Annotated in this window: 22 protein-coding genes; 15 read left to right on the forward strand and 7 right to left on the reverse strand. The window is 69.3% G+C overall.

From position 1 onward, the window contains the following. The first annotated feature begins 49 nt into the window (after window positions 1-49). Window positions 50-640 carry a type VI secretion system baseplate subunit TssE gene (gene tssE / locus ACAM42_RS14315; RefSeq protein WP_369632418.1) on the forward strand — a complete coding sequence of 197 codons (591 nt, stop codon included), beginning with the start codon at window positions 50-52 and terminating at the stop codon, window positions 638-640. Window positions 641-701: 61 nt separating this feature from the next. Continuing rightward, a complete protein-coding gene (tssF, locus tag ACAM42_RS14320; RefSeq protein ID WP_369632419.1) occupies window positions 702-2,582 on the forward strand; it encodes a type VI secretion system baseplate subunit TssF in 1,881 nt (626 codons plus the stop codon). Here the strand turns inward: tssF and ACAM42_RS14325 are convergent. After that, the gene (locus ACAM42_RS14325; RefSeq protein WP_369632420.1) at window positions 2,579-3,172 is read right to left on the reverse strand and encodes a TetR/AcrR family transcriptional regulator; all 594 of its coding nucleotides are present in this window, start codon (window positions 3,170-3,172) and stop codon (window positions 2,579-2,581) included. The genes tssF and ACAM42_RS14325 overlap by 4 nt on opposite strands. 85 nt (window positions 3,173-3,257) lie before the next feature. Here ACAM42_RS14325 and ACAM42_RS14330 point away from each other — a divergent pair, with 85 nt between their 5' ends. Further along, window positions 3,258-3,686, forward strand: a complete 429-nt coding sequence (locus ACAM42_RS14330) for a VOC family protein (RefSeq protein WP_369632421.1) — start codon at window positions 3,258-3,260, stop codon at window positions 3,684-3,686. Between the two features lie 7 nt (window positions 3,687-3,693). On the opposite strand, the gene ACAM42_RS14335 is transcribed toward ACAM42_RS14330, so the two are convergent. Further along, the gene (locus ACAM42_RS14335) at window positions 3,694-5,550 is read right to left on the reverse strand and encodes an ABC transporter ATP-binding protein (RefSeq protein ID WP_174543666.1); all 1,857 of its coding nucleotides are present in this window, start codon (window positions 5,548-5,550) and stop codon (window positions 3,694-3,696) included. Window positions 5,551-5,644: 94 nt separating this feature from the next. Beyond that, a complete protein-coding gene (locus ACAM42_RS14340; protein WP_062475640.1) occupies window positions 5,645-6,580 on the reverse strand; it encodes a LysR family transcriptional regulator in 936 nt (311 codons plus the stop codon). 100 nt (window positions 6,581-6,680) lie between these two features. Here ACAM42_RS14340 and ACAM42_RS14345 point away from each other — a divergent pair, with 100 nt between their 5' ends. Together ACAM42_RS14345 and ACAM42_RS14350 are read left to right on the forward strand one after the other, a co-directional pair. Next, window positions 6,681-7,505 (forward strand): class III extradiol ring-cleavage dioxygenase, encoded by an 825-nt coding sequence (locus ACAM42_RS14345; protein ID WP_369632422.1) that lies wholly within the window; start codon window positions 6,681-6,683, stop codon window positions 7,503-7,505. Window positions 7,506-7,536: 31 nt separating this feature from the next. Continuing rightward, window positions 7,537-8,415 (forward strand): alpha/beta fold hydrolase, encoded by an 879-nt coding sequence (locus ACAM42_RS14350; protein WP_369632423.1) that lies wholly within the window; start codon window positions 7,537-7,539, stop codon window positions 8,413-8,415. Window positions 8,416-8,434: 19 nt separating this feature from the next. Here ACAM42_RS14350 and ACAM42_RS14355 read toward each other — a convergent pair whose 3' ends face one another. Together ACAM42_RS14355 and ACAM42_RS14360 are read right to left on the reverse strand one after the other, a co-directional pair. Next, window positions 8,435-9,439, reverse strand: coding sequence for a Bug family tripartite tricarboxylate transporter substrate binding protein (locus ACAM42_RS14355; protein ID WP_369632424.1), 1,005 nt, complete (start codon window positions 9,437-9,439; stop codon window positions 8,435-8,437). Beyond that, window positions 9,436-10,431 carry a Bug family tripartite tricarboxylate transporter substrate binding protein gene (locus tag ACAM42_RS14360; RefSeq protein ID WP_369632425.1) on the reverse strand — a complete coding sequence of 332 codons (996 nt, stop codon included), beginning with the start codon at window positions 10,429-10,431 and terminating at the stop codon, window positions 9,436-9,438. The genes ACAM42_RS14355 and ACAM42_RS14360 overlap by 4 nt, the downstream gene beginning before the upstream one ends. A 166-nt stretch (window positions 10,432-10,597) precedes the next feature. On the opposite strand from ACAM42_RS14360, the gene ACAM42_RS14365 reads away from it, so the two are divergent. The 7 genes from ACAM42_RS14365 to ACAM42_RS14395 all read left to right on the forward strand — a co-directional run bounded on the left by ACAM42_RS14365 (window position 10,598) and on the right by ACAM42_RS14395 (window position 18,722). Further along, the gene (locus ACAM42_RS14365) at window positions 10,598-12,052 is read left to right on the forward strand and encodes an FAD-dependent oxidoreductase (protein ID WP_369632426.1); all 1,455 of its coding nucleotides are present in this window, start codon (window positions 10,598-10,600) and stop codon (window positions 12,050-12,052) included. A 90-nt stretch (window positions 12,053-12,142) separates the two neighbouring features. Continuing rightward, window positions 12,143-12,985 carry an IclR family transcriptional regulator gene (locus ACAM42_RS14370; protein ID WP_369632427.1) on the forward strand — a complete coding sequence of 281 codons (843 nt, stop codon included), beginning with the start codon at window positions 12,143-12,145 and terminating at the stop codon, window positions 12,983-12,985. A 53-nt stretch (window positions 12,986-13,038) separates the two neighbouring features. Then, complete coding sequence (locus ACAM42_RS14375) at window positions 13,039-14,334, forward strand: aconitase X (RefSeq protein ID WP_369632428.1); 1,296 nt, start codon at window positions 13,039-13,041, stop codon at window positions 14,332-14,334. Then, on the forward strand, window positions 14,331-14,795 hold the full coding sequence (locus ACAM42_RS14380; protein WP_369632429.1) for a DUF126 domain-containing protein: 465 nt from the start codon (window positions 14,331-14,333) through the stop codon (window positions 14,793-14,795). The genes ACAM42_RS14375 and ACAM42_RS14380 overlap by 4 nt, the downstream gene beginning before the upstream one ends. Further along, complete coding sequence (locus ACAM42_RS14385; protein WP_369632430.1) at window positions 14,792-16,492, forward strand: dihydroxy-acid dehydratase; 1,701 nt, start codon at window positions 14,792-14,794, stop codon at window positions 16,490-16,492. The genes ACAM42_RS14380 and ACAM42_RS14385 overlap by 4 nt, the downstream gene beginning before the upstream one ends. A gap of 125 nt (window positions 16,493-16,617) precedes the next feature. Further along, entirely contained in the window at window positions 16,618-17,745 is a 1,128-nt protein-coding gene (locus ACAM42_RS14390; RefSeq protein WP_369632431.1) for a porin, read from the forward strand. A 14-nt stretch (window positions 17,746-17,759) separates the two neighbouring features. Then, window positions 17,760-18,722, forward strand: coding sequence for a Bug family tripartite tricarboxylate transporter substrate binding protein (locus ACAM42_RS14395; RefSeq protein WP_369632432.1), 963 nt, complete (start codon window positions 17,760-17,762; stop codon window positions 18,720-18,722). Here the strand turns inward: ACAM42_RS14395 and ACAM42_RS14400 are convergent. Together ACAM42_RS14400 and ACAM42_RS14405 are read right to left on the reverse strand one after the other, a co-directional pair. Then, window positions 18,709-19,536: an aldo/keto reductase gene (locus ACAM42_RS14400; protein WP_369632433.1), complete on the reverse strand. Its 828-nt coding sequence runs from the start codon at window positions 19,534-19,536 to the stop codon at window positions 18,709-18,711. The two genes, ACAM42_RS14395 and ACAM42_RS14400, sit on opposite strands and share 14 nt — an antisense overlap. 170 nt (window positions 19,537-19,706) lie before the next feature. Beyond that, complete coding sequence (locus ACAM42_RS14405; RefSeq protein WP_369632434.1) at window positions 19,707-20,834, reverse strand: ABC transporter substrate-binding protein; 1,128 nt, start codon at window positions 20,832-20,834, stop codon at window positions 19,707-19,709. 111 nt (window positions 20,835-20,945) lie between these two features. On the opposite strand from ACAM42_RS14405, the gene imuA reads away from it, so the two are divergent. The 3 genes from imuA to ACAM42_RS14420 are packed head-to-tail and all read left to right on the forward strand — an operon-like array spanning window position 20,946 to window position 26,398. Beyond that, the gene (gene imuA, locus ACAM42_RS14410) at window positions 20,946-21,743 is read left to right on the forward strand and encodes a translesion DNA synthesis-associated protein ImuA (RefSeq protein ID WP_369632435.1); all 798 of its coding nucleotides are present in this window, start codon (window positions 20,946-20,948) and stop codon (window positions 21,741-21,743) included. After that, a complete protein-coding gene (locus ACAM42_RS14415; RefSeq protein WP_369632436.1) occupies window positions 21,712-23,055 on the forward strand; it encodes a DNA polymerase Y family protein in 1,344 nt (447 codons plus the stop codon). Before imuA ends, ACAM42_RS14415 begins: the two co-directional genes overlap by 32 nt. Next, window positions 23,048-26,398 carry an error-prone DNA polymerase gene (locus tag ACAM42_RS14420; RefSeq protein WP_369632437.1) on the forward strand — a complete coding sequence of 1,117 codons (3,351 nt, stop codon included), beginning with the start codon at window positions 23,048-23,050 and terminating at the stop codon, window positions 26,396-26,398. The genes ACAM42_RS14415 and ACAM42_RS14420 overlap by 8 nt, the downstream gene beginning before the upstream one ends. Window positions 26,399-26,415: the final 17 nt, after the last annotated feature.

A 26,415-nucleotide genomic window follows, 5' to 3' on the forward strand; every position in this document is an offset into this window, starting at 1 on the left:
GCGGCGGGCATCCACGCAAGACTCTGCCCCTTCCAGAAAAGGCCAGGTCATGCGGCTCACCGAGCAATCCCCGTTCACAGGTTCCCACCCCGCGCACCCCGGCGCCCGCGCGCCCCGCGGGCCCGATGCACCCGCCGCGCCGCGCGTCAACGCGCAGCTGCTGCCCACGCTGTTCGACCGCCTGCGCGACGAGGCGCCCGGCCGCACGACCGAGCTGCCGTCCGAGTACACGGCCACGCCGGCCCGGATGCGCGAGATCATCCAGCGCGACCTGGCCCTGCTGTTCAACACCACCAACGCCGAAGACCTGATCGATCGCACGCGTCATGCCGACGCGGCGTCTTCCACCGTCAACTACGGCGTGCCGCCGCTGGCCGGCAGCTACCTGTCGGAGCGCAAGTGGGCCGACATCGAACGCATCATCCGCCGCGCCATTCGCGACTACGAGCCGCGCCTCATTCCCGACAGCGTGCAGGTCGTGCCGCTCATGAAGGAAGACGGCGCGGCCGAGGCCTACAACGTGCTGCTGTTCGAGATCCGCGCGCTCATCCACCTGAAGCCATACCCGCTGGCCTTCAGGGTGCAAAGCGCGGTCGACCTCGAGACCAACCGCATGCGCATCGTCGGCGCGGCGGACTGAAGCCTGTCTGTCTCTTTTTCATTTCTCCTTACTTCAACCACGCCAGGGAAGGCTTACCGTCATGGACCCGCAACTCCTCGAGTACTACAACCGGGAACTCGTCTACATGCGCGAGGCGGCGAGCGAGTTTGCCGCTTCGCACCCCAAGATCGCCCGCCGCCTGGGCATGCACGGCATCGAGGTGGCCGACCCGTACGTGGAGCGGCTCATCGAGTCGTTCAGCTTCATGTCGGCGCGCATGCAGATCAAGCTCGACGCCGAATTTCCGCGCTTCACGCAGCGCCTGCTCGAGGTGCTGTACCCCAACTACCTGAGCCCCACGCCGTCGATGGCCGTGGCGCAACTGCATCCCAGCGTGAAGGAGGGCGACTTCACGCGCGGCTTCGTGGTGCCGCGCGGCACGGCCTTCCATGCGCGCGTGCCGGCGGGCGAGCAGACGCCGTGCGAGTTCCGCTCCAGCCAGGACGTGACGCTGTGGCCCTTCGAGATCGCCGAGGCGCGGCTCACCGGCGCACCGCCCGACATCCCGGCGCTGGAGCGCTACGTGCCGCCGCACGTGCAGGTGACGGGCGCACTGCGCCTGCGGCTGCGCATCGTGGGCGAGATGGGCTTCTCGGCACTGTCGGGGCTCGACCGGTTGCCGATCTACCTGCGCGGCAACGAGCAGGTGGCGTCGCACCTGTTCGAGCTGCTGCACACCTCGGCGGTCGCCACCTTCGTCGGCGAGCCCGGCCAGCTGATGGACCGGCCGCACGTCGTGACCGAAGGCGCACTGGTGCATGAAGGGCTGGGGCCGGGCGAAGGCCTGCTGCCGCTGGCATGGAACACCTTCCACGGCCACAACCTGCTGCACGAGTACTTCGCGTGCCCCGAGCGCTTCTACTTCTTCATGCTCACGCAGCTCGCGCCGGGGCTGGCGCGCATTCCCGGCAAGGAGGTCGAGATCGTCGTGCTGCTGAGCAAGCCGCCCGGCGCGCTGGGGGCGCTGGTCGATGCGGCGCAGTTCGCGCTGTTCAGCACGCCGGTGGTCAACCTGTTCGAGCGGCGCACCGACCGCATCGAGCTCGACAGCGCGCAGACCGAGTTCCACCTCGTGCCCGACCGCTCGCGGCCAATGGACTTCGAGGTGTATTCGGTGCAGCGCATCGCCGGCCAGCAGGCGCGCACCACGGCCGAGATCGACTTCCGCCCGCTCTACCAGACGCTCAACGAAGACGAAGGCAACCACGGCCGCTACTTCTCGGTGCGGCGCGAGCCGCGGCTGGTCTCCGAAACGGCGCGCAAGTACGGCACGCGCACGCCCTACATCGGCACCGAGGTGTTCCTGTCGCTGGTCGACCAGCAGGAGGCGCCGTACCCCGAGAGCCTGCGCTACCTGTCGGTGAAGGCGATGCTCACCAACCGCGACCTGCCGTGCCTCGTGCCGCGCAACGGGCAGGCCGACCTCGCGGTGGCCGATTCGATTCCGGTGTCGGCCGTGGGCCTCATCCGTGCACCGAGCACGCCGAAGTCGCCGTTCGCGCAGCGTGAGATCGCGTGGCGGCTGATTCGCCAGCTGGGTTTCAACCACCTGCCGCTGGCCGACATGCCGCACCGCGAGGGCGCGCAGGCGCTGCGCGACATGCTGCGGCTGTTCGTCACCGCCGACAACGACGTGCTGCGCCGGCAGATCGACTGCCTCGTCGGCTCGCGCATCGAGCCCGTGACGCGGCGCCTGCCGGGCGCGGGGCCGTTGATCTACGGGCGCGGCGTGCAGTGCACGCTGAGCGTCGACGAAGAAGGCTTCTCGGGCACGAGCCCGTACCTGCTGGGGCTGGTGCTGGAGCACTACCTCGCGCGGCACGTGAGCATCAACGTGTTCACGCAGACCACGCTCGAATCGATGCAGCGCGGCACCGTCGCCAAGTGGCCCGTGCGCATGGGCGGGCGAGGCGCGGTCTAGTTCCTCTTGGGCGGGAGCGCCTGCTCCAGCAGCCACAGCATGGCCGCCCGCACCTTGGCGGCATCGGCGCCCGCATCGATCTCCAGCGCCGCGCGGTCGAAGGCGGCCGACAGCAGGCGGGCGAGGGCGTCGAGCGACACCTCGCCGCGGCCCATGCCGGCGCGCGCCAGCCCCTGGCGCAGCGAGTTCGCCGAGGTGGCGTCGTCCATCGACATCATTTCCGCCAGGCCCAGGACGGCCGGCCCGTCGATCAGCAGCAGCCGGGTGCGACCCGGCACCGTCATCGCCTTCAGGTAGGCCTCGCTGCCCACGAGCAGGGCGTCGCGCGGGCCGAGCTCGTCGGGCGTGGCGGCATCGATGTCGGCCGCGACCGCCTGCGCCTCGAGCAGCAACACCTGGCGGAACAGGTCGCGCTTGTCGTTGAAGTGGTGGTACAGCGCGCCGCGCGTGATGCCGGCGGCCATGGCGATCTCGGGCGTGGAGGTGTCGCCGTAGCCCTTGCTGACGAAGAGCGTGCGGGCCGCCTCGGTCAGCGCGAGGCGGGTGGTTTCGGTGCGTTCGCGGTTGGTGCGTGCCGGGGTTTTGGCCATGACCCTAATTTACATGCAGTCTGTTTGTGGATTAATATTTAACTTACATGCAGTTTGTATGTTTAATCCACGAAGGAGCCACCCCATGAAAGTGACGAGCTATTACCCGGTGATCATGACGAGCGACGTGGCCGGCACCGCGGCCTTCTACCAGGCGCATTTCGGGTTCGTGTCGCTGTTCACGACCGACTGGTACGTGCACCTGCAGCTGGCGGACGATGCCTCGGTGAACCTCGCCGTGCTCGACGGCAGCCACGCGACCATTCCCGCCGAAGCGCGCGGGCAGGTGGCGGGCGGGCTGCTGTTGAACTTCGAGGTGGAAGACCCCGACGCGGTGCACGAGCGCCTGAAGGCGGCCGGCCTGCCGATCCTGCTGTCGCTGCGCGACGAGGCTTTCGGCCAGCGCCACTTCATCACGCGCGACCCGAACGGCGTGCTGATCGACATCATCAAGCCGATCCCGCCGTCGGGTGAGTACGTCGCGCTGTACGAGGCCGGTACGTCACCGACCTGACGATCGCTCAGGCGCGCAGGGCTTCGTCTTCTTCGAGCCCGTCGCCCAGGAAGCCGCCGCTCTGGTGCGCCCACAGCCGCGCATACAGGCCGCCTTGGGCCATCAGCGTGCGGTGGTCGCCTTCTTCGACGACGCGGCCTTCGTCGAGCACGATGAGCCGGTCCATCGCGGCGATGGTCGAGAGCCGGTGCGCGATGGCGATCACGGTCTTGCCTTCCATCAGCGTGTACAGGCTCTGCTGGATCGCGGCCTCGACCTCGGAGTCGAGCGCGCTCGTGGCTTCGTCGAGCAGCAGGATCGGCGCGTCCTTCAGCATCACGCGCGCGATGGCCACGCGCTGGCGCTGGCCGCCCGAGAGCTTCACGCCGCGCTCGCCCACATGCGCCTCGTAGCCGCGCCGTCCGCCCGCGTCGCCCAGCGTCTGGATGAAGTCGTGCGCCTCGGCACGCCTGGCGGCCGCTTCGATCTGCGCCAGCGTGGCGTCGGGCCGGCCGTAGGCGATGTTGTCGGCCACCGAGCGGTGCATCAGCGAGGTGTCCTGCGTGACCATGCCGATGTGCATGCGCAGCGAATCCTGCGTGACCTTCGAGATGTCCTGCCCGTCGATGAGGATGCGGCCGCTTTCCAGGTCATGGAAGCGCAGCAGCAGGTTCACCAGCGTCGACTTGCCGGCGCCCGAACGGCCGACCAGACCGATCTTCTCGCCGGGCCTGACCACGAGGTTCAGGTCGTCGATCACGCGGCGGCCCGCGTCGCCGTAGCGGAAGCTCGCCTGCTCGAAGCGCACCTCGCCGTGCGGCACGTCGAGCACCGTGGCATGGGGCGCGTCGAGCACCGTGCGCGGGCGCGACAGCGTCTTCATGCCGTCCTGCACCGTGCCGATGTTCTCGAACAGGCTGGTCATCTCCCACATGATCCAGTGCGACATGCCCTGCAGCCGCAGTGCCATCGCCGTGGCGGCGGCCACCGCGCCCACGCCCACCGTGCCGTGCGACCACAGCCACAGCGCCATGCCCGCCATGCCGGCGGTGAGGCCCATGCTCAGCGTGTGGTTGACGATCTCGAAGGCGCTCACCAGCCGCATCTGGCCGTAGCCGGTCTTCATGAACTCGCGCATCGCGTCGCGCGCAAAGCCGGCCTCGCGCTGCGTGTGCGAGAACAGCTTGACGGTCGCGATGTTGGTGTAGGCGTCGGTCACGCGCCCGGTCATGAGCGCGCGCGCGTCGGCCTGCGCCTTGCCGACCTTGCCCAGGCGCGGCACGAAGTACACCAGCGAGGCGATGTACAGCGCCAGCCAGATGACGAAGGGCCACACCAGTTGCGCGTCGAGCACGCCCACCAGGATGATCATGGTGGCCACGTACACGCCCATGGCCACGAGCACGTCGGCCAGCACGAACACGGTCTCGCGCACGGCCAGCGCGGTCTGCATCACCTTGGCCGTGATGCGGCCCGCGAACTCGTCCTGGTAGAAGGCCATGCTCTGGCCCAGCATCAGGCGGTGGAAGTTCCAGCGCAGGCGCATCGGCAGGTTCACCGCCAGCGTCTGGTGCTTCACGATGGTCTGCAGTGCCACCACGCCGATGCTGATCACCAGGAACGCGGCCAGCCACAGCAGCGTGTCGCCGCGCTCGGCCCACAGCCGCGAGGGTACCTGGCCGCCTAGCCAGTCGACGATGCGTCCGAGGATCGCGAACAGCGCGGCCTCGAAGGTCGACATCACCGCCGTGAGCACCGCCATCGCGGCGATCTTGCCGCGCACGCCGTGCGTGCAGGCCCACAAGAAGGCGAAGAAGCCTTGGGGCGGCAGCGCGGGTTCGGCGGCGGGATAAGGGGTAAGGAGTTTTTCGAAAAAGCGGAACAAGGAATCGGTCTCCAGGAGAGCCTTCGACTGTAGCCCTGCATGCATGACCTTGCCCCGAAAAGGTGCGTTCGCGGCCGGTGCCTTCAGCAAGCCTTCAGCTGCGTCGTGTCTTGGTGTCGTCGGCCCGTGCTGCCTTTGTTTCCATGCCTCCCAGCCGCTCGCTCAGGAAGTCGATGAAAGTTCGCAGCTTGGGCGACATGTACTGCCGGCTCGTGTACACGGCGAACAGCGTGACCGGCGTGGCCTCGAACGTGGGCAGCAGCCGCACCAGCCGACCCTGCGCCAGGTCGTCGTCGATGAGCCACACGGGCAGGTAGGCGATGCCCATGTCGGCGCGCACCGCGTGCAGCGTGAGCGTGGTGTCGTCCGAGCGCATCGCGGGCGTGAGCCGCAGCGGGAACATGCGCCCGCCCGGTCCCTTGAGCGCGAGGTTGTCCAGGTTCACGTAGCTGGGCACGATCGCGCCCAGCTTCGCGAGGTCGGCCGGCACCGCGGGCAGGGCGCCGTGGCGCTTCAGGTAGGCCGGCGTGCCCGCAAGATGAAAGGGCACGCGGCACAGCGGCCGCGCGATGAGCGCGGGCGAGGGCTCCTGCGTGGCGCGCAAGGCCAGGTCGTAGCCGTCGGCCGCGAGATCGACCTTGCGGTTCTCCAGGTGCATGTCGACCAGCACCTCGGGGTACGCCGCGCGGTAGTCGGCCAGCACGCGCGCAAAGCGCGGCGTGGCGCACCACACGGGCGCGCTCACCTTGAGCTGGCCGCGCGGCGCGTCGCTCGTCTGGCCGATGGCGGCCTCGGCCGCGTCGAGCAGGTCGAGCGCGCGGCGGCTCTGTTCGTACCAGGCGGTGCCGGCCTCGGTCAGGCTCAGGTGGCGGCTCGAGCGGTGCAGCAGCCGCGCGCCCAGCGATTTCTCGAGCTGCGCCACGTGCTTGCTGGCCATCGGTGCCGACAGGCCCAGGCGCTCGGCCGCCGCCACGAAACTGCCGGCCTCGACGACCTCGCGGAACACGCGCAGGCTGGTCATGCGGTCCATCGATGATTTCCTGTGAAGAAAGGATTTGATGCATCGTAGCCTGTCGATTTCCTGAAAGGAAATGTCTACAGTCGATCCAACGCCTTCAAGGAGCATCGACTTGACCCACGACACCACGCTTTCCCGCCTGCCCACGTACTTCATCTCGCACGGCGGCGGCCCCTGGCCCTGGATGAAGAAGGAGATGGGCGCCACCTACGACCAGCTCGCCGCCTCGCTGGCCGACATGCCGCGCCAGATTGGCCGCACGCCGGCCGCCATCCTCATGGTCTCGGCGCACTGGGAGTCGCCCGTGTTCACGGTGCAGGGCAACCCCAAGCCGCCGATGATTTACGACTACGGCGGCTTTCCGGCCCACACCTACGAGGTGCGCTACGCCTCGCCCGGCTCGCCCGAGCTCGCGCAGCGCGTGCAGTCGCTGATCGCCGCCGCCGGCCTGCCGGCGCAGATCGACCCCGAGCGCGGCTACGACCACGGCATGTTCTCGCCGATGGCCGCGATGTACCCGAACGCCGACGTGCCGGTGGTGCAGCTGTCGCTGCGGCGCGGGCTCGACCCGGCCGAGCACCTGGCGCTGGGCCGCGCCATCGCGCCGCTGCGCGACGAGAACGTGCTCATCGTCGGCAGCGGCCTGAGCTATCACAACCTGCGCAACTTCGGCCCCCAGGCGCACGGCGTGTCCAAGGCCTTCGGCGACTGGCTCGACGAGACCGCTGTGCAGGCCACGCCGCAGGCACGCGTGCAACGCCTGCAGGACTGGGCCACGGCCCCGTCGGCGCGTGTGGCGCACCCGCGCGAGGAGCACCTGATTCCGCTGATGGTCGCGGTGGGCGCGGCCGAGGGCGATGTCGGCGAGCGCGTCTACCACGAGGACGCCTTCATGGGCGGGCTCGTGGTGTCGAGCTACCGCTTCGGCGCCGCCTGAAGGCACGCGGGCCGCGCGGCAGAATGAAGTCATGCCCACGCCCGCTCTTCCCACCCCCGACGAATCCGCCGAAGCCCGGCGCCAGATCGCCCGCATCGAAGCCCTGTCCACCTCGCACGACCCCGTGCACGACGGCATTCGCGTGCGCTGGCGCCGCTTCGGCACCGACACGACGAAGCCGCCCATCGTGCTGCTGCACGGCGGCCATGGCAGCTGGATGCACTGGCTGCGCAATGCCGAGGCGCTGTCGGCGCAGCGCACGCTGCTCCTGCCCGACATGCCCGGCTTTCATGATTCCGACGCGCTGCCGCGCGTGGCGCCCGGCGAGGACGCGCTGGTGCCGCTCCTGGCCGCGCTCGGCGGCACGCTCGATGCGCTCATCGGCGCCGGCACGCCCATCGACCTGGGCGGCTTCTCGTTCGGCGGGCTCACCGCCGCGCGCTTCGCGGTGCGGCGCGGCGCGATCCGCCGGCTGGCGCTGATGGGCAGCGGCGGCCACGGCACCTTGCGTCGCATGACGGTCGAGATGATCAACTGGCGCGCCGCCCCCGACCGCGAGACCGAGCGCGCCGCGCTCATGCACAACCTGGGCGCGCTGATGCTGCACGCGCCGGCCGCCATCGATCCGCTGGCCTTCGAGATCCACGACCTCTCGTGCCACGGCACGCGCTTTCGCAGCAAGGAGGTGTCGCTCTCGGGCGGTCTGCAGGCCGCGATCGACACGCTGGGCGTGCCGACGCTGCTGCTGTGGGGCGAGTTCGACGTCTCCGCCGATTCGCGTCCGCTGGTGGCGCAACTGGCCAGCGAAGGCCCCGGCCGCGAAGGCGTGGTGATCGACGGCGCGGGGCACTGGGTGCAGTACGAGCGCGCCGACGAGACCAATGCGCGGCTGCTGAAGTTCTTCGGCTGAACTTCGCCGTCGCGACCCGTTACTGCTTCGTGAGGCCGAGCTTGCGGATGGTCTCGGCCCACTGGTCGTAGGTCGTGCGCGTGAGGTCGGCCAGCTGCTGCGGGGTCGACGATTCAGCCTCGTACGCCCCCTGGCGGAAGAAGTCGCGCGTGGCCGGCATGGCCAGCACCTGCGCCAGCGCGGCGTTGAGCTTGGCGACCACCGGGGCCGGCATGCGCGCCGGGCCGTAGAAGCCGAGCCAGCTCGCCATGTCGACGCCGCTCACGCCTTGCTCGCTCATCGTGGGCACGTCGGGCAGCATCGCGCTGCGTTTGGGGGCTGCCACCGCGAGCATGCGCACCTTGCCGGTGGCCGTGTTCTGGATGGCGTTGGGCGCCGCGTCGAAGTAGTACTGCACGCGGCCCGCGAGGAAGTCCTTCGCCGCATCGGCGCCGCCCTTGTAGGGCACGTGCACCACGTCGAGCCCGGCCTGCCGCGCGAAGGCCTCGCCGTAGATGTGCGACGAGGTGCCGGTGCCGAACGAGGCGTAGCTCATCTTCCCCGGGTTGGCCTTGATGTACGCCACCAGCTCCTGCACGTTGCGCGCCGGCACGCTGGTGTGCACCGTCAGCACCAGCGGGCCGCGCGCGCCGAGCGAGATCGGCGTCAAGTCCTTGAACGGGTCGTAGCGCACCTGTGCCAGCGTCTGCGGGTTCTGCGCGACCACGGAAGAGGGCGCGTACATGAAGGTGTAGCCGTCGGGCGCCGCGCGGATCACTTCCTCGGTCGCGAGGATGAAGCTCGCGCCCGGGCGGTTCTCCACGATCACCGGCGTCTGCAGCACCTCGCCGAGCTTGTTGGCGACGAAGCGCGCCTGCGCGTCGGACGCGCCGCCCGCCGCCAGGCCGAGCACGATGCGGATGGTGCGGCCCTTGACCGGAAAGTCCGCGGGTGAGGCTGCGAATGACGACAGCGGCAGGGCGATCGCGCCCAGCGCGAGCCATGCGGCCGCGCCGCGTCGGGTGATGAAGGAAGAAGGGCTCATTGCTTGGCCAAGCCTACCTGCTGCACCATCGCGCCCCAGCGCTCGTAGGTCGTGCGCGTGATGCCGGCGAATTCTTCCGGCGTCGTCGCACCCGCTTCGTAGCCGCCCGTGCGATAGAACTCGCGCACCTGCGGCATCGCCAGCACCTGCGTGAGTGCCGCGTTGAGCTTGGCCACCACCGGCGCCGGCATGCGCGCCGGCCCGTAGAAGCCGAGCCAGCTCGGCAGGTCCAGCCCGGCGTAGCCTTGTTCGGCGAAGGTGGGCACGTCGGGCAGCGCCGGGATGCGTGCGTTCGCCGCGATGGCCAGCACCTTCACCTTGCCCGTGGCCGAGGTGATGATGGCCGACGAGGCCGAGTCGAACATGTACTGCACGCGCCCGCCGATCAGGTCCTTGGCCGCGTCCGAGCCGCCCTTGTAGGGGATGTGCACCGCGTCGACGCCGGTCTTCTTCACGAAGGCCTCGCCGTAGATGTGCGACGAGGTGCCCGCGCCGAACGAGGCGTAGCTCACCTTGCCGGGGTTCGCCTTCACGTAGGCCACGAGATCCTTCACGCTGTTGGCGGGCACGGTGGTGCTGACCGACAGCACCAGCGGCCCGCGCCCGCCCATCGAGATGGCGGTGAAGTCCTTGAACGGGTCGTAGGGCACCTGCGCGAAGGTGTGCGGGTTCTGCGCCATCGTGGACGAGGGCGCGTACAGCAGCGTGTAGCCGTCGGGCAGCGCGCGCGACACCTCGTTGGCCGCGAGCATCGTGCTCGCGCCGGGCTTGTTGTCGACGATCACGCTGGTGCCCAGCACCTCGCCGAGCTTCTGCGCCACGATGCGCGCCTGCGCATCGGTGCCGCCGCCGGCGGTGAAGCCCACGACGATGCGGATCGGTTTGTTGCGCGCCGGAAAGTCCTGCGCGAACGCGTGCGGCGCCAGGCCCAGCAAGGCCGCGGCGCCGAGCGCCGAGCCGAATGCACGGCGGGTGCCGTTGAGTTTCTTCATCGATGTCTCCGTTGGAATGTTCTCCTGATATTGATTTGGAAAATCATAAAAATCCATATTGACTAGGGAATACCCCGAACAATGGCCTTTTCTTGGCTTTTGTATTTGACAAAATGAACATTGAAATCAAAATACGACGAAACAGCCCATCAAAGACATCCATCCCATGAAAACTGTCGTCCGCACCGACGAGCGCATCCTGTCCTCCGACATCTTCGACCGCGAAAGCCGCGTCAAGCGCCCTGACCACGGCAGCTGGGCCGAGCCCGGCAAGAACATTCCGGTCTATCACCGCTGCGGCGTGCTGGTGGTCGGCGGCGGCCCGTCGGGCACCGCCGCAGCCGCTGCCGCGGCCCGCGCCGGCGCCGACGTGGCGCTGCTCGAGCGCTACAACCACCTGGGCGGCTTGTCGACCGGCGGCCTCGTGATCTGGATCGACCGCATGACCGACTGGGAAGGCAAGCTGGTGATCCGCGGCTTCGCCGAAGAGCTGTTCGACCGCCTGCCCGCCGACGCCATCGCCGGCCCGCAGCGCGCGGACTGGGGCTCGCAGGACGTGGCCAAGGCTGCGCACTGGTCGCAGCGCACGGCCGCCTACCACGGCATCGTCACCTGGTCGCCCACCATCGACCCCGAGCGCCTGAAGCTGCTCTCGCAGGAGATCGTGCTGGAGCGCAAGGTCAAGCTCATCTACCACTCGTGGGCCGCCATCCCGATCGTGCAGGACGGCGCCGTCAAGGGCGTGGTCTTCGAGAGCAAGGAAGGCCGCATGGCCATCATGGCCGACGTGGTGGTCGATGCCACCGGCGACGGCGACCTGTTCGCCCGCGCCGGCGCCGCCTACGTGAACGACATCGAAGAGGCCGACGTGCACCACTGCATGAACACCTCCTGGCTCTTCGGCGGCGTGGACATGAACCGCTGGATCGACTTCAAGGCCGGCCAGCCCGAGGCCTTCGCCGGCTTCATGGCGCGTGGACGCGAGCAGCTCGGCCTCTTCGAGCGGCCCTTCGTCTCGTGGCGCAACGACGTGGCGCTCTTCATGGGGCCGCGCCAGTCGGGCTACTCGGCGCTCGACGTGGACGACCTCACGGCCGTCGAAGTGCGCTCGCACCGCGCCATGGCCGCGCACCTCGATTACTTCAAGGCGCACGCGCCCGGCTTCGAGGACGCCTACCTGATGCTGAGCGCGCCGCAGATCGGCGTGCGCCACGCGCGGCGCCTCACCGGCGTGGGCGCGGTGCTGCGCAGCCAGTGGCCCGACGGCGTGGCACTGGCGGACGAGATCGGCGTGACGCCCGCGGTGTCGCCGAAATTTCCGAACATCTCCATCCCCTATGGCGCGCTGGTGCCGCAGCAGCTCGACGGCCTCGTGGCCTGCGGGCGCCACATCTCGTGCGACCGCAACTCGCACGGCTTCATGCGCGAGATTCCGCAGTGCTGGATCACCGGGCAGGCCGCGGGCGTGGCGGCGGCGCTGGCGTCGCAGGGCGGCATCGCGCCGCGCTTCGTCGACACCGGCGCACTGCAGTCCGCGTTGCTGGCACAGGGCGTGTACCTGCGGGCCGGGGCTGAAGGCGGGCAGGGCGTGGCCTCCGTCGCGGCCGAAGCCAGCGCCTGAGCCGGCCCCCTTTTTGCCATGAACCCGGACGACCTCCTTTCGCGAGCCTCTACATTGCAGAGTCTTGCAAAGCGTTCAAAGGGTCCTTCCATGTCCACCGAAAAAAACGACAGCTCTCTTTCCGCGGCCGATGCGTCCGATTCGCGCGGCGAACGTTCCGACACCGTGAGCGCGCTGGAGCGCGGCATCTCGGTGCTGCGCTGCTTCAGCGAAGACCGCCCGGTGCTCGGCCACGCCGACGTCGCGCGCATCACCGGCATTCCGCGCCCCACGGTCAACCGGCTGGTCGCCACGCTGCTCTCGCTGGGCATGCTCAAGCCCGCGCAGGCGCCCGACCGCTTCATGCTCGGGCCGGGCGTGGTGTCGCTCTCGCGCGTGTTCCTCGGCAGCCTCGACGTGCGCGCCGCCGCGCGGCCCAGTATGCAGGCGATGGCGGAGGAGGTGGGCGCATCCGTCTACCTCGCGGTGCGCGACGGCATGGAGATGGTGCTGATCGAAGCCTGCCGCCCGCGCTCGTCGATGCTCTCGGCGCGGCTGGACGTGGGCTCGCGCGCGCCGCTGCCGAACTCGGCGCTCGGCCGCGCGTACCTCTCGGCGCTGCCCGATGCGCAGCGCAACCAGCTGGTCGATTCGATGCGCCTCCTGCGCGGCCCCGAGTGGGACGGCATCGCCGCGCCCATGACGCGCGCCATCGGCGAAGCCAAGCGGCTGGGCTACTGCCTCTCGCTCGGCGAATTCCACCGCGAGATCAACTCGGTGTCGGTGCCGCTCATCGGCCCCGACGGCGAGGTGATGGCGCTCAACGGCGGCGGCGCCGCCTTCGTGTTTACCGAAGACAGATTGCGCAACGAACTCGCACCGCGCCTGCACGACATCGCGCTCACCATTGCGCGCGACATCGGCGGGCACGTGCCTTCACCCTCGCCGGGTTAGCAACCCGGCAGGGGACCCTTCCCCACGACGACAAAAGAACGGAGACACAGGTCATGCACCTGAGCGATGAAGAAAAAGCCATGTACGACGGCCGCGACGGACCGGCCGTGCAAAAGGCGATGGACCTGCTGATGCGCTATGGCGAAGCCCTCGGCGCCGAGCGACTGGTCGAGACGCGCAACGTCTGCGCCACCATCACCTCGACCACGCCTTTCCAGCGCGACTTCGCGCTCGCCAAGGGCGGCGGCATGGACGCAGTGTTCTCCGAATTCAGCCTCGACAGCCAGGAGACGGTCGAGATCCCGAAGTTCAAGGTCTTCACGAGCCACCTGCAACTGGGCTTCGATCCCGGCCAGCCCGAGCGCATGGGTGTGAGCGAGGAGATCGTCCAGTTCTACAACAAGAGCGAACGCCATGCGGCCGGCCTCGGCGCGCAGATCATGAACACCTGCACGCCCTACCAGGTGGGCAACATCCCGACGCGCGGCGAGCACTGCGCGTGGATGGAATCGTCGGCGGTGGTGTATTGCAACTCGGTGCTCGGCGCGCGCACCAACACCGAGGGCCGCGAGAGCACGGGCGCGGCGATGCTCACCGGGCGCATTCCGTACTGGGGCTACCACCTCGAGGAGAACCGCCGCGCCACGCACGTGATCGAGCTCGACATCGAGGTCGAGTCGGTGCAGGACTGGGGCCTGCTCGGCTACTACATCGGCGAGCACGTGCAGGAGCGCGTGCCGGTGGTGCACAGCCGGCGCGGCATCGGCCGTGTGCCGAACTTGCCGCGGCTCAAACACTTCGGCGCAGCCGCCTCGTCCTCGGGCGGCGTGGAGATGTACCACATCGCCGGCGTCACGCCCGAGGCGCTGACGCTGGAACAGGCGCTCGGCGGCAAGGCGCCCATCGAGGTGCTGCGCTACGGCGAGGCCGAGCGCCGCGCCACCTACGAGAAGATCAACGTCACCGGCAAGGACAGCGAAGTCCAGTACGTGATGCTGGGCTGCCCGCACTACACCATCGAGCAGATCTGGGAGGCCGCGCAGCTCATCGAAGGGCGCAAGGTGCACCCCGATTGCGAGCTGTGGATCTTCACGCCGCGCGCCATCAAGTCGCTGGCCGACCGCAACGGCTACACGAAGATCATCGAGGACGCGGGCGGCATCCTCATGAGCGACAGCTGCTCGGCCATGAGCCGCGCCGTGCCCAAGGGCACGAAGACCGTGGCACTCGATTCCGCCAAGCAGGCGCACTACCTGCCCGCCATCCTCGGCGTGCAGGCGTGGTTCGGCAGCACGGCCGAATGCATCGATGCGGCCTGCACCGGTCGGTGGAACGGAGGCTACGCATGAACGCCGCCGTCATGACCGAAGAAAGCACCATCGTGATCCGCGGCCGCAAGGTGGTCGGCGGCGTGGCGGAAGGCGAGGCGCTGGTCACGCGCGACCGCATCTCAGGCTGGGGCGGCATCGACCCGCGCACCGGCACCGTCATCGAGACGCGGCACGAACTGCGCGGACAGAGCTTCGCGGGCAAGGTGCTGGTGTTTCCGGGCGCCAAGGGCTCGTCGGGCTGGTCCGCGATGTTCCACATGACGCGGCTCATGAACTCCGCGCCCGCGGCGTTCCTGTTCAACGAGATGACGACCAAGATGGCGCTCGGTGCCGTGGTGACGCACTCGCCCTCGATGACCGACTTCGAGCGCGACCCGCTCGCATGCATCGAGACCGGCGACTGGGTGCGCGTGGACGCCGATCGCGGCGTGATCGAGATCACCAAGAAGAACAACGACAAGACCGGAGACCGCCCATGACCCGCCCCCTGCGCAGCAACTTCCCGCGCGGCTCCTACCTCTGGTCGGTGCGCAACGCGCACTGGCGCGCGCTTGGCATCCCCGAAGAGGATTGCGAGAAGCCCAAGATCGCCATCGTCAACAGCTCCTCGGAACTGGCCGCGTGCTTCAGCCACCTGGACAAGGTGGCGGCGGAAATCAAGGCGGCGATCCGCGCGGCGGGCGGCGTGCCGTTCGAGATTCGCACGGCCGCGCCCAGCGACTTCATCACCGGCGCGGGCGCACGCGGCGCCTACATGCTCGGCGCGCGCGACCTCGTGACCAACGACATCGAGGTCGCAGTCGAAGGCGCGCAGCTCGACGGCATGGTCTGCCTCACCTCGTGCGACAAGACGGTGCCGGGGCAGCTCATGGCGGCCGCGCGACTCAACATCCCGACCTTGCTCGTGCCCTGCGGCTACCAGCCCAGCGGCGAGTACCGCGGCAAGCACATGGACATCGAGGAAGTGTTCATCGGCGCGATGCACGCGGTCACCGGCCACCTGCCGGTGGAAGAACTCGTGGGCATGAGCCGCGAGGCGATCCGCGGGCCGGGCGTGTGCTCGGGCCTGGGCACGGCGAACTCGATGCACATCGTGTGCGAAGCGCTCGGCATGGCCTTGCCCGGCAGCGCGCCGGTTGCCGCGCTGAGCCCGAAGATGATGGACGACGTGCGCGCGGCCGGCACGCGCATCGTGCAGATGGTGCTGGACGACCTGAAGCCGCGCGACATCCTCTCGGCCGGCGCCTTTGCCAACGCGGTGCGTGCGGTGCTGTCGGTTGGCGGCTCGCTCAACACGGCCAAGCACCTGCAGGCGATATCGACTGAAGGCGAGTGCGGCGTCGATGTGTACGGCCTCTTCGAAAGCCTCGGCCCGACGACACCGGTGCTGGCCGGCGTGCGGCCCATCGGCGCGCATTCGATCGAGGCCTTCGAGGCGGCGGGCGGTTGCCGCGCGCTGATGAAGCAGCTCGCACCCTTGCTCGACACGGGCGCGCTCACGGTGACCGGCGGCACCGTCGACTACAACCTTCGCCGCGCCGAAGTGAGGGACGCCGAGGTGATCCGCCCCATCGACCGCCCGGTCGCGCCGCTGCCGGCCATCGTGCTCCTGCGCGGCAACCTTGCGCCCGAGTCGGGCCTCATCAAGACCGGCATCGCCGAGCGCAAGGTGCGGCGCTTCACCGGACCGGCCGTGTGCTTCTGGACTTCGGACGCCGCCATCGCTGCAATCAAGAACAACGAGATCGTCCCCGGCCAGGTGGTCGTGATGCGCGGTGCCGGCGCGTGCGGCGGACCGGCCATGGGCGGTGGCGCATCGCGCGTGGTCTTCGCGGTCGATGGCGCGGGGCTCGGCGACCAGGTCGCGCTGCTGACCGACGGGCATCTCTCGGGCCTGGTCTGCAAGGGGCTCGTGGTGGCCGAGGTGTCGCCCGAAGCGGCACTGGGCGGTCCGCTCGGGCTGGTGCGCGATGGCGACGTGATCACCATCGACCTGGACGCGCGCCGCCTCGACATCGCCTTGACCGACGCCGAACTTGCCGCGCGCCGCGCCGACTGGCAGGCGCCGCCGCCGGCCTTCGACACCGGCTGGCTGCAGCAGTACCGGCGCAACGTGAGCCCGCTGTCCAAGGGCGCCGTGCTCGTGCGCACGGAGCGGCCGCAGCCCGCCAGCTAGACCTTTTTCATCCCGGCCTTCGCCAACCGGTGCGCACCCCCGTGCGCACCCGGTGGCGCAGCCCTGCGCCATTTCCGAGTGATTCCAGAGTTTTCAACCAAGAAAAGAGCAGGAGACAAGAAACCATGAAGAGACTTTTGATGTGGTCGGCCATCGGCCTCGCCAGCAGCGGCGCGGCGCACGCGCAATCCAGCGTCACCGTGTTCGGCGTGATGGACCTCGGCGTCCAGTACACGAAAGGCGAGGGCGGCGGCTCGATCAAGGCGCTGTCGAACGGCGGTCTCTCGACCAGCCGCATCGGCTTTCGCGGCACCGAAGACCTGGGCGGTGGCCTGCGCGCGGGCTTCTGGCTCGAAGGCAGCCTGAACCCCGACCTGGGCACCGGTCGGCCGAGCAACACCAACAACCAGACGAGCGGCGCGGGCCCGGCGGGACCGATCACCTTCGACCGCATGTCCTTCGTGAGCCTCTCGCACGATTCGCTGGGCGAAGTGCGGCTGGGCCACGACTTCATTCCCACGCACTACAACAGCATCTACTTCGACCCCTTCAACGCCAACGGCGTGGCGCGCGCGGGCAACCTCACCTTCGCGGGCGCGGGCACCGGGCCGCTGCCCACGGCCATCACCGGCAGCAACACGGTGAGCTACTGGCTGCCGGCCAAGCTGGGCGGCTTCTACGGCATGGCGATGGTCGGCACGGGCGAGAACAACTCCACGGCGCCGAACCGCGACGACGGCAACTTCGGCGGCGCACGCTTCGGTTTCGCCTCGGGCGCGTTCGACATCGCGGCGGCCGTGACGCGCTCGCACTTCAACGCCACCTCCACCATCGGCAACTACACGCACGCCAACATCGGCGGCTCGTGGGACGCGGGCTTCGCGAAGTTCTTCGCGCTCTACAACAAGGTGACGGTGAAGCTCGCGGCCGGCACGGTGCGCAAGAACACGGTCGAGATCGGCGCGCACATCCCGGCCTTCGAGGTCGGGCGCATCCGCGTGAGCTACGCCTACCTGGACGACCGCAGCGACGAGAGCCTGCGCAATGTCAACGGCATGCCGCGCAACCGCGACGACGCGCGCCAGTTCGGCATCGGCTACGTGCACAACCTCTCCCGGCGCACCGCGCTGTACGGCACCTACGCGCGGCTGATGAACAGCGGGCAGGCGCGCTACGTGGTGAGCGGCGGCAGCGCGCCGGCGGGCGGGATGCGCTCGTCGGGCTGGGAGTTCGGTGTGCGGCACCTCTTCTGAACAAGGAGGCTTTCATGCGACGCAGAACCTTGACTCTCGCGGCCCTCGCCGCCACGGCACTGCCCGGCGCGGCGGCTTGGAGCGCCGACGCGTACCCGAACAAGCCGATGAAGCTGATCGTCGGCTTCGCCGCGGGCGGCGGTGCCGATTCGCTCACGCGGATCATTGCGGAGGGGCTGTCGAAGCAGCTCGGCCAGCAGGTGATCGTGGAGAACCGACCCGGCGCCGACGGCGTGCTCGCGGCGCAGGCCACCTCGTCGGCCAAGCCCGACGGCTACACGCTGCTGATGGGCACCAACACCGCGATGGTCGCCGCGCCCACGCTGCGGCCGACCTCGCCCTACGACCCGTTCAAGGCCTTCACCCCGATCAGCTCGGCGGGGCAGTTCTCGATGTTCCTCGTGGTGCCTTCGAGCCTGCCGGTCAAGAGCGTGAACGAGCTGCTGGCGCTCGTGGCGTCGAAGCCCGGCGCGCTCAACTCGGCCTCGAGCAACAGCGCCTCGGAGCTCGCGATGCTGCAACTGCTGGGCGAGCGCAAGGTGGTCAACGCGCGCTACAAGGGCGACATGCAGGCCATGACCGACCTGCTGGGCGGGCAGATCCACATGATGTTCACCACCGGCACGCTGGCGCCGGGCTTCGTGAAGGAAGGGCGCATCCGCGCGCTGGTCACGCTGCTGCCGCAGCGCAGCGGCTTGCTGCCCGATGTGCCGACGGGCGGCGAGCTGGGGCTGGGCAAGCTCACGATCACGCCGTGGGCCGGGTTCTTCGGGCCGCCGGGGCTACCGAAGGAGATCACCGACAGGCTCTCGCTGGAGTTGCAGAACACGCTCAAACGGCCCGACGTGCATGCGCAGCTGGTGCAGCAGGGCTTCGAGGGCTACGGCATGAGCCCCGCGAAGTTCACCGAGTTCTTCCGCACGCAGTACGACGCCTTCGGCGCGACGGTGCGGGAGCACAACGTCAAGTTCGAATAGAAGAGGCCTCGCGGCGCCAGAAGGCGGCATCGGGGAAGGTGCCGGCGCCGGCCGCGGCGTTGTCCGTCATGTGCTCCGCGCGGCTCGTGCCCGGGATCGTGCAGGTCACGGCCGGATGGCTCAGCACGAACTTCAGCAGCACCTGTGCCCAGCTCGTGCAGCCGATCTCGCCGGCCCAGGCGGGCAGCGGCCTGTCGCGCAGGCGCCGCAGCAAGCCACCGCCGCCGAAGGGCATGTTGACGATCACCGCCACGCCGCGCTCGGCCGCGAGCGGCAGCAGGCGCTGTTCGGCATCGCGCGCATCGAGCGAGTAGTTGATCTGCACAAAGTCGAGCTGCTCGGCGCGCAGCACGGCCTCGACCTCGTCGTAGGCCGAGGCGGTGTAGTGGGTGATGCCGATGTAGCGCACGCGGCCTTTCTCCTTCCAGCCGCGCAGCGTGGCGAGGTGGGTGCGCCAGTCGACGAGGTTGTGCACCTGCATCAGGTCGATCTCTTTCGTGCGCAGCCGCGCGAACGATTGCTCCATCTGCGCGATGCCGGCTTCGCGGCCCGAGGTCCAGACCTTGGTCGCGAGGAAGGGCTTGGCGCCCGGCTTCGCTGTGGCCAGCAGTTCGCCGGTGGTTTCCTCGGAGCGGCCGTACATCGGCGAGCTGTCGATCACCGTGCCGCCGGCCGCGAAGAGCGCGTCGAGCACGCCGGGCAGGCGCCCGTATTCGTCGGTGCCGGGGCGCCGGTCGAAGCCGATCCAGGTGCCGCAGCCGACGACCGGCAGGGCTTCCTTCGTGGAGGGAATGGGGCGGGTGGTCATCTGCATCGCGGGCCTGCGGGGTGGCTGCTGGGCGAAGGAGGGGAGCGCGGCGCCTGCGCACAGGGCTGCGCCTAGTCGGAGCAACCGGGCGCGCGTGAGGGCTGGAAGGAGGGGGGCGTTCGTGGTGGGCGTCACGAACGAAATTCTGCGCCCGCCATGCCGGCGGGCGGAAGGGCTCAGCGCAGGTAGCGCCCGTCGGCCTTGAGCATCGACAGTTCCGAGAAGGTCAGCCCGCGGTGCTCGCCGGGCCGGTACGACACGGCGATGCCGCCGAGGTCCAGCGTCTTGAATGACTCCAGGCCCTTCTGCAGCGACTCGGGCGTGGGGTTGGCGCCCGCGCGCTTCAGGCCTTCGACCATGACCTTGGCGGTGACGTAGCCCTCCAAGCTGGCGTAGCTGAACTCGGTCATGCCGATCTTCTTCATCGCCGCCTGGTACTCGGCAATCACCGGCATCGCGCTGTTCCACGGGTAGGGAACGACCTGCGAGATGACCACGCCGGCCGCGTCCTTCTTGATGTCCTGGAAGAGCTTTTGCCCATTCAGGAAGGAGAACGAATAGAAGGCCGTCTCGCCGCCGGTCGCGCGGTAAGCCGCGATGAATTTCGCCGCCACGTCGTTGGTGGCCGACAGCACCACGGCCTTGGGCTTGAGCTTGGCCAGCTCGGCGGCGCGTTCGGCCGCGTCGGAGCCGTCGTTCTTGATGGCCACGCTGCCGACCATCTTGTCGCCGCGTTCGGCAATGAACTTCTGCGTGCTCTCCATCGCCGAGCGCGCACCGGGGTTGTCGTTGTGCGCGAAGGCGATGCGCGACAGGCCGATGGTGAACAGGTGGTTCACGATGCGGCTGTATTCCTCATCGAAGCTGATGCGCACCGGAAAGCCGAACTCGCTGAACTTCACGACCGGGCCCGCGCCCGTGTAGGGGCCGACGACGGGAATCTTCAGCTCGTTGGCCGCCTTCAGCGCGCCGACCGCGGACGAGGTGCCGATGGGCATCAGCACGCCCACGGCGCCGTCGCGCGCGAAGGTCTTGACGTTCTCGGCGCCCTTGGCGGGGTCGTAGGCGTCGTCGAGCTGGCGCAGCTCGACCGGGCGGCCGTTGATGCCACCGCTCGCGTTCAGCGCGGTGAACATGGCACGGATGCCGACCAGCGGCTCGGTCGACAGCGACGCGAGCGGGCCGGTCTGCACGTAGGTCTGGCCGATCAGGAGCGGCTTGGCGGGCTGGGCCGAGGCGGGCGCCCCTGCGAGGACGAGCGCGGCGAGGGCCAGAAGCCGCAGGTGAATCTTTTTGTGTCTCATGGTCACTAATTGTTAATAAACCGATCTTAAGGCGCGGGCCTTCGCAGGTAAATCGATCGCTGGTTGCGACCTGGGGAATACTGTATAAAAATACAGTTAACAACTGCAATCATGGGCCTCCCTTTCCTCGACTCCTTTTCCACCGCCGCGGGCCGCGGCGTCTGGCACGCCGACGAACTCGGCCTGGCCGACGCGCAGGTCGTGGCCACCGGGCATGCCGCGCTCGACGCCGAGCTGCCCGGCGGCGGCTGGCCCGTGGGCGCGATGACGGAGCTGCTGCAGGCCACGCCCGAGGCCCATGTCTGGCGCCTGCTGCTGCCCGCGCTGGCGCAGGCGGTGGAGGCGCGCGGCGGGCCGGTGGTGCTGGTCGGCGCGCCTTACGAACCCTGCGGCACCGCGCTGGCGGCGCAGGGGCTGCCGGTGGAGGCGCTGATGTGCGTGCGCAGCGACGCCCCGGCCGCGCGGCTGTGGGCCTGCGAGCAGGCGCTGCGCTGCGCCGAGATCGCTGCCGTCGTCGCCTGGCTGCCGCAGGCCCGCGTGGGCGAGTTGCGGCGGCTGCAGCTGGCGGCCGCGCAGCACGAGGTGCTGCTGTTCGTGTGCCGGCCCGAGTCGGTGGCGCTGTCGGCCTCGCCCGCGCGCCTGCGCCTGCGTGCCGAGCGCTGCCCGGACGACCCGGCGCAGATCGCGCTGCACCTGCTCAAGCGCCGGGGGCCGCCGCTGGCCGCGCCGGTGCGGGTGCCGGCGCGCAACGCCCGCATGAGCGCGCTGCTGGCCGCCGCCCGCGTGCGGCGTCAGCTGCGCCTGCAGTCGCTCGTGGCACCGGCCGCCGCACCGTCGGCCACGGTGGTGCGCATCGACGCATGGAAAGGAGGCCCGGATGCACTGGATCGCCTTGCAGTGGTCGTCTGAAACCGAGGACGCCGACGCCCCCGACATGCCTCCGCCCGAGGCCCTGGGCTGGTGGGCGCTGCAGTTCACGCCGCACGTCGCCTGGCAGGACGAGGCGCTGATGCTCGAGGTCTCGGCCTGCGAACGCCTGTGGGGCGGTCGCGCGCCGCTGATGCGCCAGCTGCTGGCCCTCAACCCCGCACCCGACGCGCGCATGCGCGGCGCGCAGGGCGCCACCAGCCTGATCGCGCTGGCGCGGCTGCGCCTGTTCGCGCGCAACGAGCACCGGCCCGCCGAGGTGCCGGCCGGCCTGCCGCTGGACACGCTGACGGCCGCGCAGGGCCACCTCGACCTGCTCGCGCGCCTGGGCTGCCGCACCTGGGGCGATGTGGCCGCCTTGCCGCGTGGCGGCCTCACGCGGCGCTTCGGCACCGGGCTGCGCGAGGCGCTCGACATCGCCTGGGGCCTGCGCCCCGAAAGCCACGCCTGGCTCACGCTGCCCGACGTGTTCGAGCAGAAGCTCGAACTGCCCGCGCTGGCCGAGACCGGGCCCGAACTCATGTGGTCGGCCAACCGCCTGCTGTCGGCGCTGCAGATCTGGCTGCGCGCGCGCCAGCGCGGCGCGCGTGCGCTCGAGCTGCAATGGACGCTCGACCTGCGGCGCCTCAACGGCGTGACCCTGCCGCCGCACCAGCAGCTCACCGTGCGCACGGCCGAGCCCACGCAGGACATGGCGCACCTGCGCCGCCTGCTGTCCGAAAAACTCGCGCTCACCACGCTGGCCGCGCCCGCGAGCTGGCTGAAGCTGCGCACGCTCGAAACCGATCCGCTGGCCGGCGCCAGCACCAGCTTCCTGCCGGAAGACAACCGCAAGGGCGACAAGCTGCACGAGATGGTCGAACGGCTCAGCGTGCGGCTCGGCGCCGACCAGGTGGTGGTGCCGCTCGCGCAGGCCGATCACCGGCCCGAGCGCCAGCAGCGGTGGCGGCCCGCGCTGCAGAAAGAGAAAACCCCGGCACCCGACAAGGCCCGCAAGGACGCCGCCTCGCAGCCCGATGCGATCTACCCGCCCTGGCTGCTGCCCGAGCCCTTGCGGCTCGAGATGGACGGCGAGCGCCCGTGCTACTGCGGGCCGCTGCGCAAGCTGGTCGGGCCGCAGCGCGTGGAAGCCGGCTGGTGGGGCGGCGAGGAAGACGGCGGCCAGCCCGCGATGCGCGACTACTACGTGGCCGAAAGCCCCGAGGCCGGCCTGGTGTGGATCTTTCGCGAGCGGCCCGCCACGCGCTTTTCGTCGGGCGAGGTGCGCTGGTACCTGCAAGGCTTCTATGCCTGACCTGAGCGGCAAGGAAGAGCGCAAGCGCCAGCCCGCCAAGGTGCATGTGCTGCCGCAGCGGCTGCGCCCGGCGCCGGGCCTGCCCGGCTATGCCGAGCTGCACTGCCTCACGAACTTCAGCTTCCAGCGCGGCGCGTCGACGCCCGAGGAGGTGGTCGAGCGCGCCTACCACCTCGGCTATGCGGCGCTGGCCATCACCGACGAATGCTCGGTGGCCGGCATCGTGCGCGCGCATGTCGCGTTGCGCGACCTGCCGGCGAAGCTGGACGCGCACGAAAGCGAGCACCCGGACGAACCGCCGATCCCGCGCAACCCCGTCTTCCGCCTGTTGTTCGGCAGCGAGTTCCGCTTCGAGCGCTTCAAGCTCGTGGTGATCGCGAACGACACCGAGGGCTGGGGCAACCTCTGCGAGTTCATCACCGCCGCGCGCAACACCGAGCTGCCCAAGGGCGAGTACCGCGTCGACTGGGACACGAGCGATGTCGCCTCGCTGCAGCGCTGCCAGGTCCTCTTCGTGCCGCACCGCCCGCCGGGCGGCATGCCGGAGGCGGTCACCGTGCAGGAAGACCTGGCCGCGGCCAGGGCGCTGTACGGCGGCAACCTCTGGCTGGCCGTGGAGCTGTTCAACGAACGCGACGACGACCTCTGGTTCGTCACGCTGATGCAGGCGGGCGAGCAGGCCGGTGTGCCGCTGGTCGCGGCCGGCGACGTGCACATGCACGCGCGAGGACGCAAGCCGCTGCACGACGTGCTCACGGCGGTGCGCGAAGGCCGCACGGTGGCCGAGTGCGGCTTTGCGCTGCAGTCGAACGCCGAGCGGCACCTGCGCCAGCGGGTGCGGCTGGCCGAGCTGTACCTGCCCGCGATGCTGGCGAACACGCTGGCGGTGGCGCAGCGGTGCCGTTTCGATCCCGAGGTGATCCGCGAGACCTACAAGTACCCGCTGGAGACCGTGGGCAGCAGCGAGACGGCGGCGCAGACGCTGGTGCGCAAGACGTGGGAAGGTGCGCGGGTGCGCTACCCCGACGGCATTCCCGAGAAGGTGCGTGCACAGGTCCAGAAAGAGCTCGACCTGATCACCGAGCTGGAGTACGAGATGTTCTTCCTCACGGTGGAAGACATCGTGCGCTTCGCACGCTCTCAAGACATCCTCTGCCAGGGCCGCGGCTCCTCGGCCAACTCGGCGGTCTGCTACTGCCTCGGCATCACCGCGATCAACCCCGACAAAGGCCACCTGCTGTTCGAGCGCTTCCTGAGCCGCCATCGCAAGGAGCCGCCCGACATCGACGTCGACTTCGAGCACCAGCGGCGCGAAGAAGTCATCCAGTACATCTACGAAAAGTACGGCCGCGAGCGCGCCGCCATCGCCGCCGTCGTCATCTGCTACCGCTCGCGCAGCGCCTTGCGCGACGTCGGCAAGGCCATCGGCATCGACGAGCGATTGGTCGACGAATTCGCCAAGGACCACTACTGGTTCGACGACACCGCACTCGGCGAACAGCTCGACAAGGCCGCCGCGCGCGTCGGCGTGAAGGAAGACCGGCTCAAGCTGGTCCAGTGGATCGAGATGACGCAGCGGCTCAAGGGCTTTCCGCGCCACCTGAGCCAGCACGTGGGCGGCTTCGTGCTCACGCACACCAAGCTCACGCGGCTGGTGCCGGTCGAGAAGGCGTCGATGAAAGACCGCTCCGTCATCCAGTGGGAAAAGGACGACCTCGAAGCCATGGGGATGCTCAAGGTCGACGTGCTCGCGCTCGGCATGCTGAGCGCCATCCGCCGCGGGCTCGACCACATGAACCGCTGGCGGGGCTCGATGATGGAGATGCATCACATCCCCAACGACGACCAGAACGTGTTCGACATGATCTGCGACGCCGACACCATCGGCGTGTTCCAGATCGAGAGCCGGGCGCAGATGTCGATGCTGCCGCGCCTGAAGCCGCGCACTTATGAAGATCTGGTGATCGAGGTGGCGATCGTGCGGCCGGGGCCCATCCAGGGTGGCATGGTGCATCCGTACCTCAAGCAGCGCGAGCGGGTGCGCAAGGGCTTGCCGATCCTCTACGAAAAAGAGGAACTGAAGCCGGCGCTGGAACGCACGCTGGGCATTCCGATCTTCCAGGAGCAGGTGATGCAGATCGCCATGATCGCGGCGAAGTTCAGCGCAGACGAAGCCGATCAGTTGCGTCGTGCCATGGCCGCGTGGAAGCGCAAGGGCGGCCTCGACAAGTTTCACGCGAAGCTCGTGGATGGGATGGTGGACAACAAGTACCCGAAGGAGTTCGCCGAAGCCATCTTCAAGCAGATCCTCGGCTTCGGCGACTATGGCTTTCCCGAAAGCCATGCCGCGAGCTTCGCGCTGCTGGTCACCGTGAGCAGCTGGCTCAAGAACTACGAACCCGCCTGCTTCCTCGCCGCCTTGCTCGACTCGCAGCCGATGGGCTTCTACAGCCCCTCGCAGCTGGTGCAGGATGCGCGCCGCCATGGGGTCGAGGTGCGGCCGGTCGACGTCACGTGCAGCGAGATCGACACCACGCTCGAGGCCCGCGCGCCCGACGCGCCGCGCATGCTGCCTGGCACCGACACGCGCTACGCCGAGCGCCTGGGCAACGAGAACCAGCCGGCGGTGCGGCTGGGCCTGAACCGGGTCCTGAGCCTCAGCGACGCCGGCGCCAGGCGTTTGCTCGCAGCGCGCGCGCAAGCGCCTTTCACCAGCACCGAAGACCTGGCCCTGCGCGCCGAGCTCGAAGGCAAGGACATGGCCGCGCTCGCAGCGGCCGATGCGCTGATGTCGCTCTCGGGCCATCGGCGCCAGCAGGTGTGGGACGCCACCGCGCAGCACCGCTCGTCGGCCCTGCTCAAGGGCGTGCCGATCCACGAACAGGCGCTGCTCCTGCCGGCCGCGCCCGAGGGCGAAGAGATCGTCGGCGACTACGCGGCGCTGGGCCTCACGCTGCGCCGCCATCCGCTCGCGCTGCTGCGCCCGCGTCTGGCGCGCATGCGGCTCCTGAGCGCGGTGGAGTTGCGCGCCGCGCGCAGTGGCCAGACCGTGCGCGCCTGCGGCATCGTCAAGGGTCGGCAGCGGCCCGGCACCGCCAACGGCACCATCTTCGTCACGCTGGAGGACGAGACCGGCAACGTCAACGTGATCGTCTGGAGCCACGTCATCGAGGCCTGGCGCGAGCCGCTGCTCAAGTCGCACCTGCTCGCGGTGCAGGGCACCTGGCAGCGCGACGACGACAGCGGCGGCAAGGTGCAGCACCTGATCGCCACCGGCTTCAAGGACCTCACGCCGCTGCTGGGCCGGCTGGCACAGAGCAACACCAGCCGTGACTTCCACTGAGGCATTGCGAATGCAAC

The organism is Variovorax sp. V35 (genome assembly GCF_041154465.1).
Taxonomy (GTDB): Bacteria; Pseudomonadota; Gammaproteobacteria; order Burkholderiales; family Burkholderiaceae_C; genus Variovorax; species Variovorax boronicumulans.

Bases quoted from the DNA above. Each gene is read 5' to 3' on its own strand.
- tssE (WP_369632418.1), top strand. From the start codon at position 50: ATGCGGCTCACCGAGCAATCCCCGTTCACAGGTTCCCACCCCGCGCAC.
- tssF (WP_369632419.1), top strand. From the start codon at position 702: ATGGACCCGCAACTCCTCGAGTACTACAACCGGGAACTCGTCTACATG.
- ACAM42_RS14325 (WP_369632420.1), bottom strand. From the start codon at position 3,172: ATGGCCAAAACCCCGGCACGCACCAACCGCGAACGCACCGAAACCACC.
- ACAM42_RS14330 (WP_369632421.1), top strand. From the start codon at position 3,258: ATGAAAGTGACGAGCTATTACCCGGTGATCATGACGAGCGACGTGGCC.
- ACAM42_RS14340 (WP_062475640.1), bottom strand. From the start codon at position 6,580: ATGGACCGCATGACCAGCCTGCGCGTGTTCCGCGAGGTCGTCGAGGCC.
- ACAM42_RS14350 (WP_369632423.1), top strand. From the start codon at position 7,537: ATGCCCACGCCCGCTCTTCCCACCCCCGACGAATCCGCCGAAGCCCGG.
- ACAM42_RS14355 (WP_369632424.1), bottom strand. From the start codon at position 9,439: ATGAGCCCTTCTTCCTTCATCACCCGACGCGGCGCGGCCGCATGGCTC.
- ACAM42_RS14360 (WP_369632425.1), bottom strand. From the start codon at position 10,431: ATGAAGAAACTCAACGGCACCCGCCGTGCATTCGGCTCGGCGCTCGGC.
- ACAM42_RS14365 (WP_369632426.1), top strand. From the start codon at position 10,598: ATGAAAACTGTCGTCCGCACCGACGAGCGCATCCTGTCCTCCGACATC.
- ACAM42_RS14370 (WP_369632427.1), top strand. From the start codon at position 12,143: ATGTCCACCGAAAAAAACGACAGCTCTCTTTCCGCGGCCGATGCGTCC.
- ACAM42_RS14375 (WP_369632428.1), top strand. From the start codon at position 13,039: ATGCACCTGAGCGATGAAGAAAAAGCCATGTACGACGGCCGCGACGGA.
- ACAM42_RS14380 (WP_369632429.1), top strand. From the start codon at position 14,331: ATGAACGCCGCCGTCATGACCGAAGAAAGCACCATCGTGATCCGCGGC.
- ACAM42_RS14385 (WP_369632430.1), top strand. From the start codon at position 14,792: ATGACCCGCCCCCTGCGCAGCAACTTCCCGCGCGGCTCCTACCTCTGG.
- ACAM42_RS14390 (WP_369632431.1), top strand. From the start codon at position 16,618: ATGAAGAGACTTTTGATGTGGTCGGCCATCGGCCTCGCCAGCAGCGGC.
- ACAM42_RS14395 (WP_369632432.1), top strand. From the start codon at position 17,760: ATGCGACGCAGAACCTTGACTCTCGCGGCCCTCGCCGCCACGGCACTG.
- ACAM42_RS14400 (WP_369632433.1), bottom strand. From the start codon at position 19,536: ATGCAGATGACCACCCGCCCCATTCCCTCCACGAAGGAAGCCCTGCCG.
- ACAM42_RS14405 (WP_369632434.1), bottom strand. From the start codon at position 20,834: ATGAGACACAAAAAGATTCACCTGCGGCTTCTGGCCCTCGCCGCGCTC.
- imuA (WP_369632435.1), top strand. From the start codon at position 20,946: ATGGGCCTCCCTTTCCTCGACTCCTTTTCCACCGCCGCGGGCCGCGGC.
- ACAM42_RS14415 (WP_369632436.1), top strand. From the start codon at position 21,712: ATGCACTGGATCGCCTTGCAGTGGTCGTCTGAAACCGAGGACGCCGAC.
- ACAM42_RS14420 (WP_369632437.1), top strand. From the start codon at position 23,048: ATGCCTGACCTGAGCGGCAAGGAAGAGCGCAAGCGCCAGCCCGCCAAG.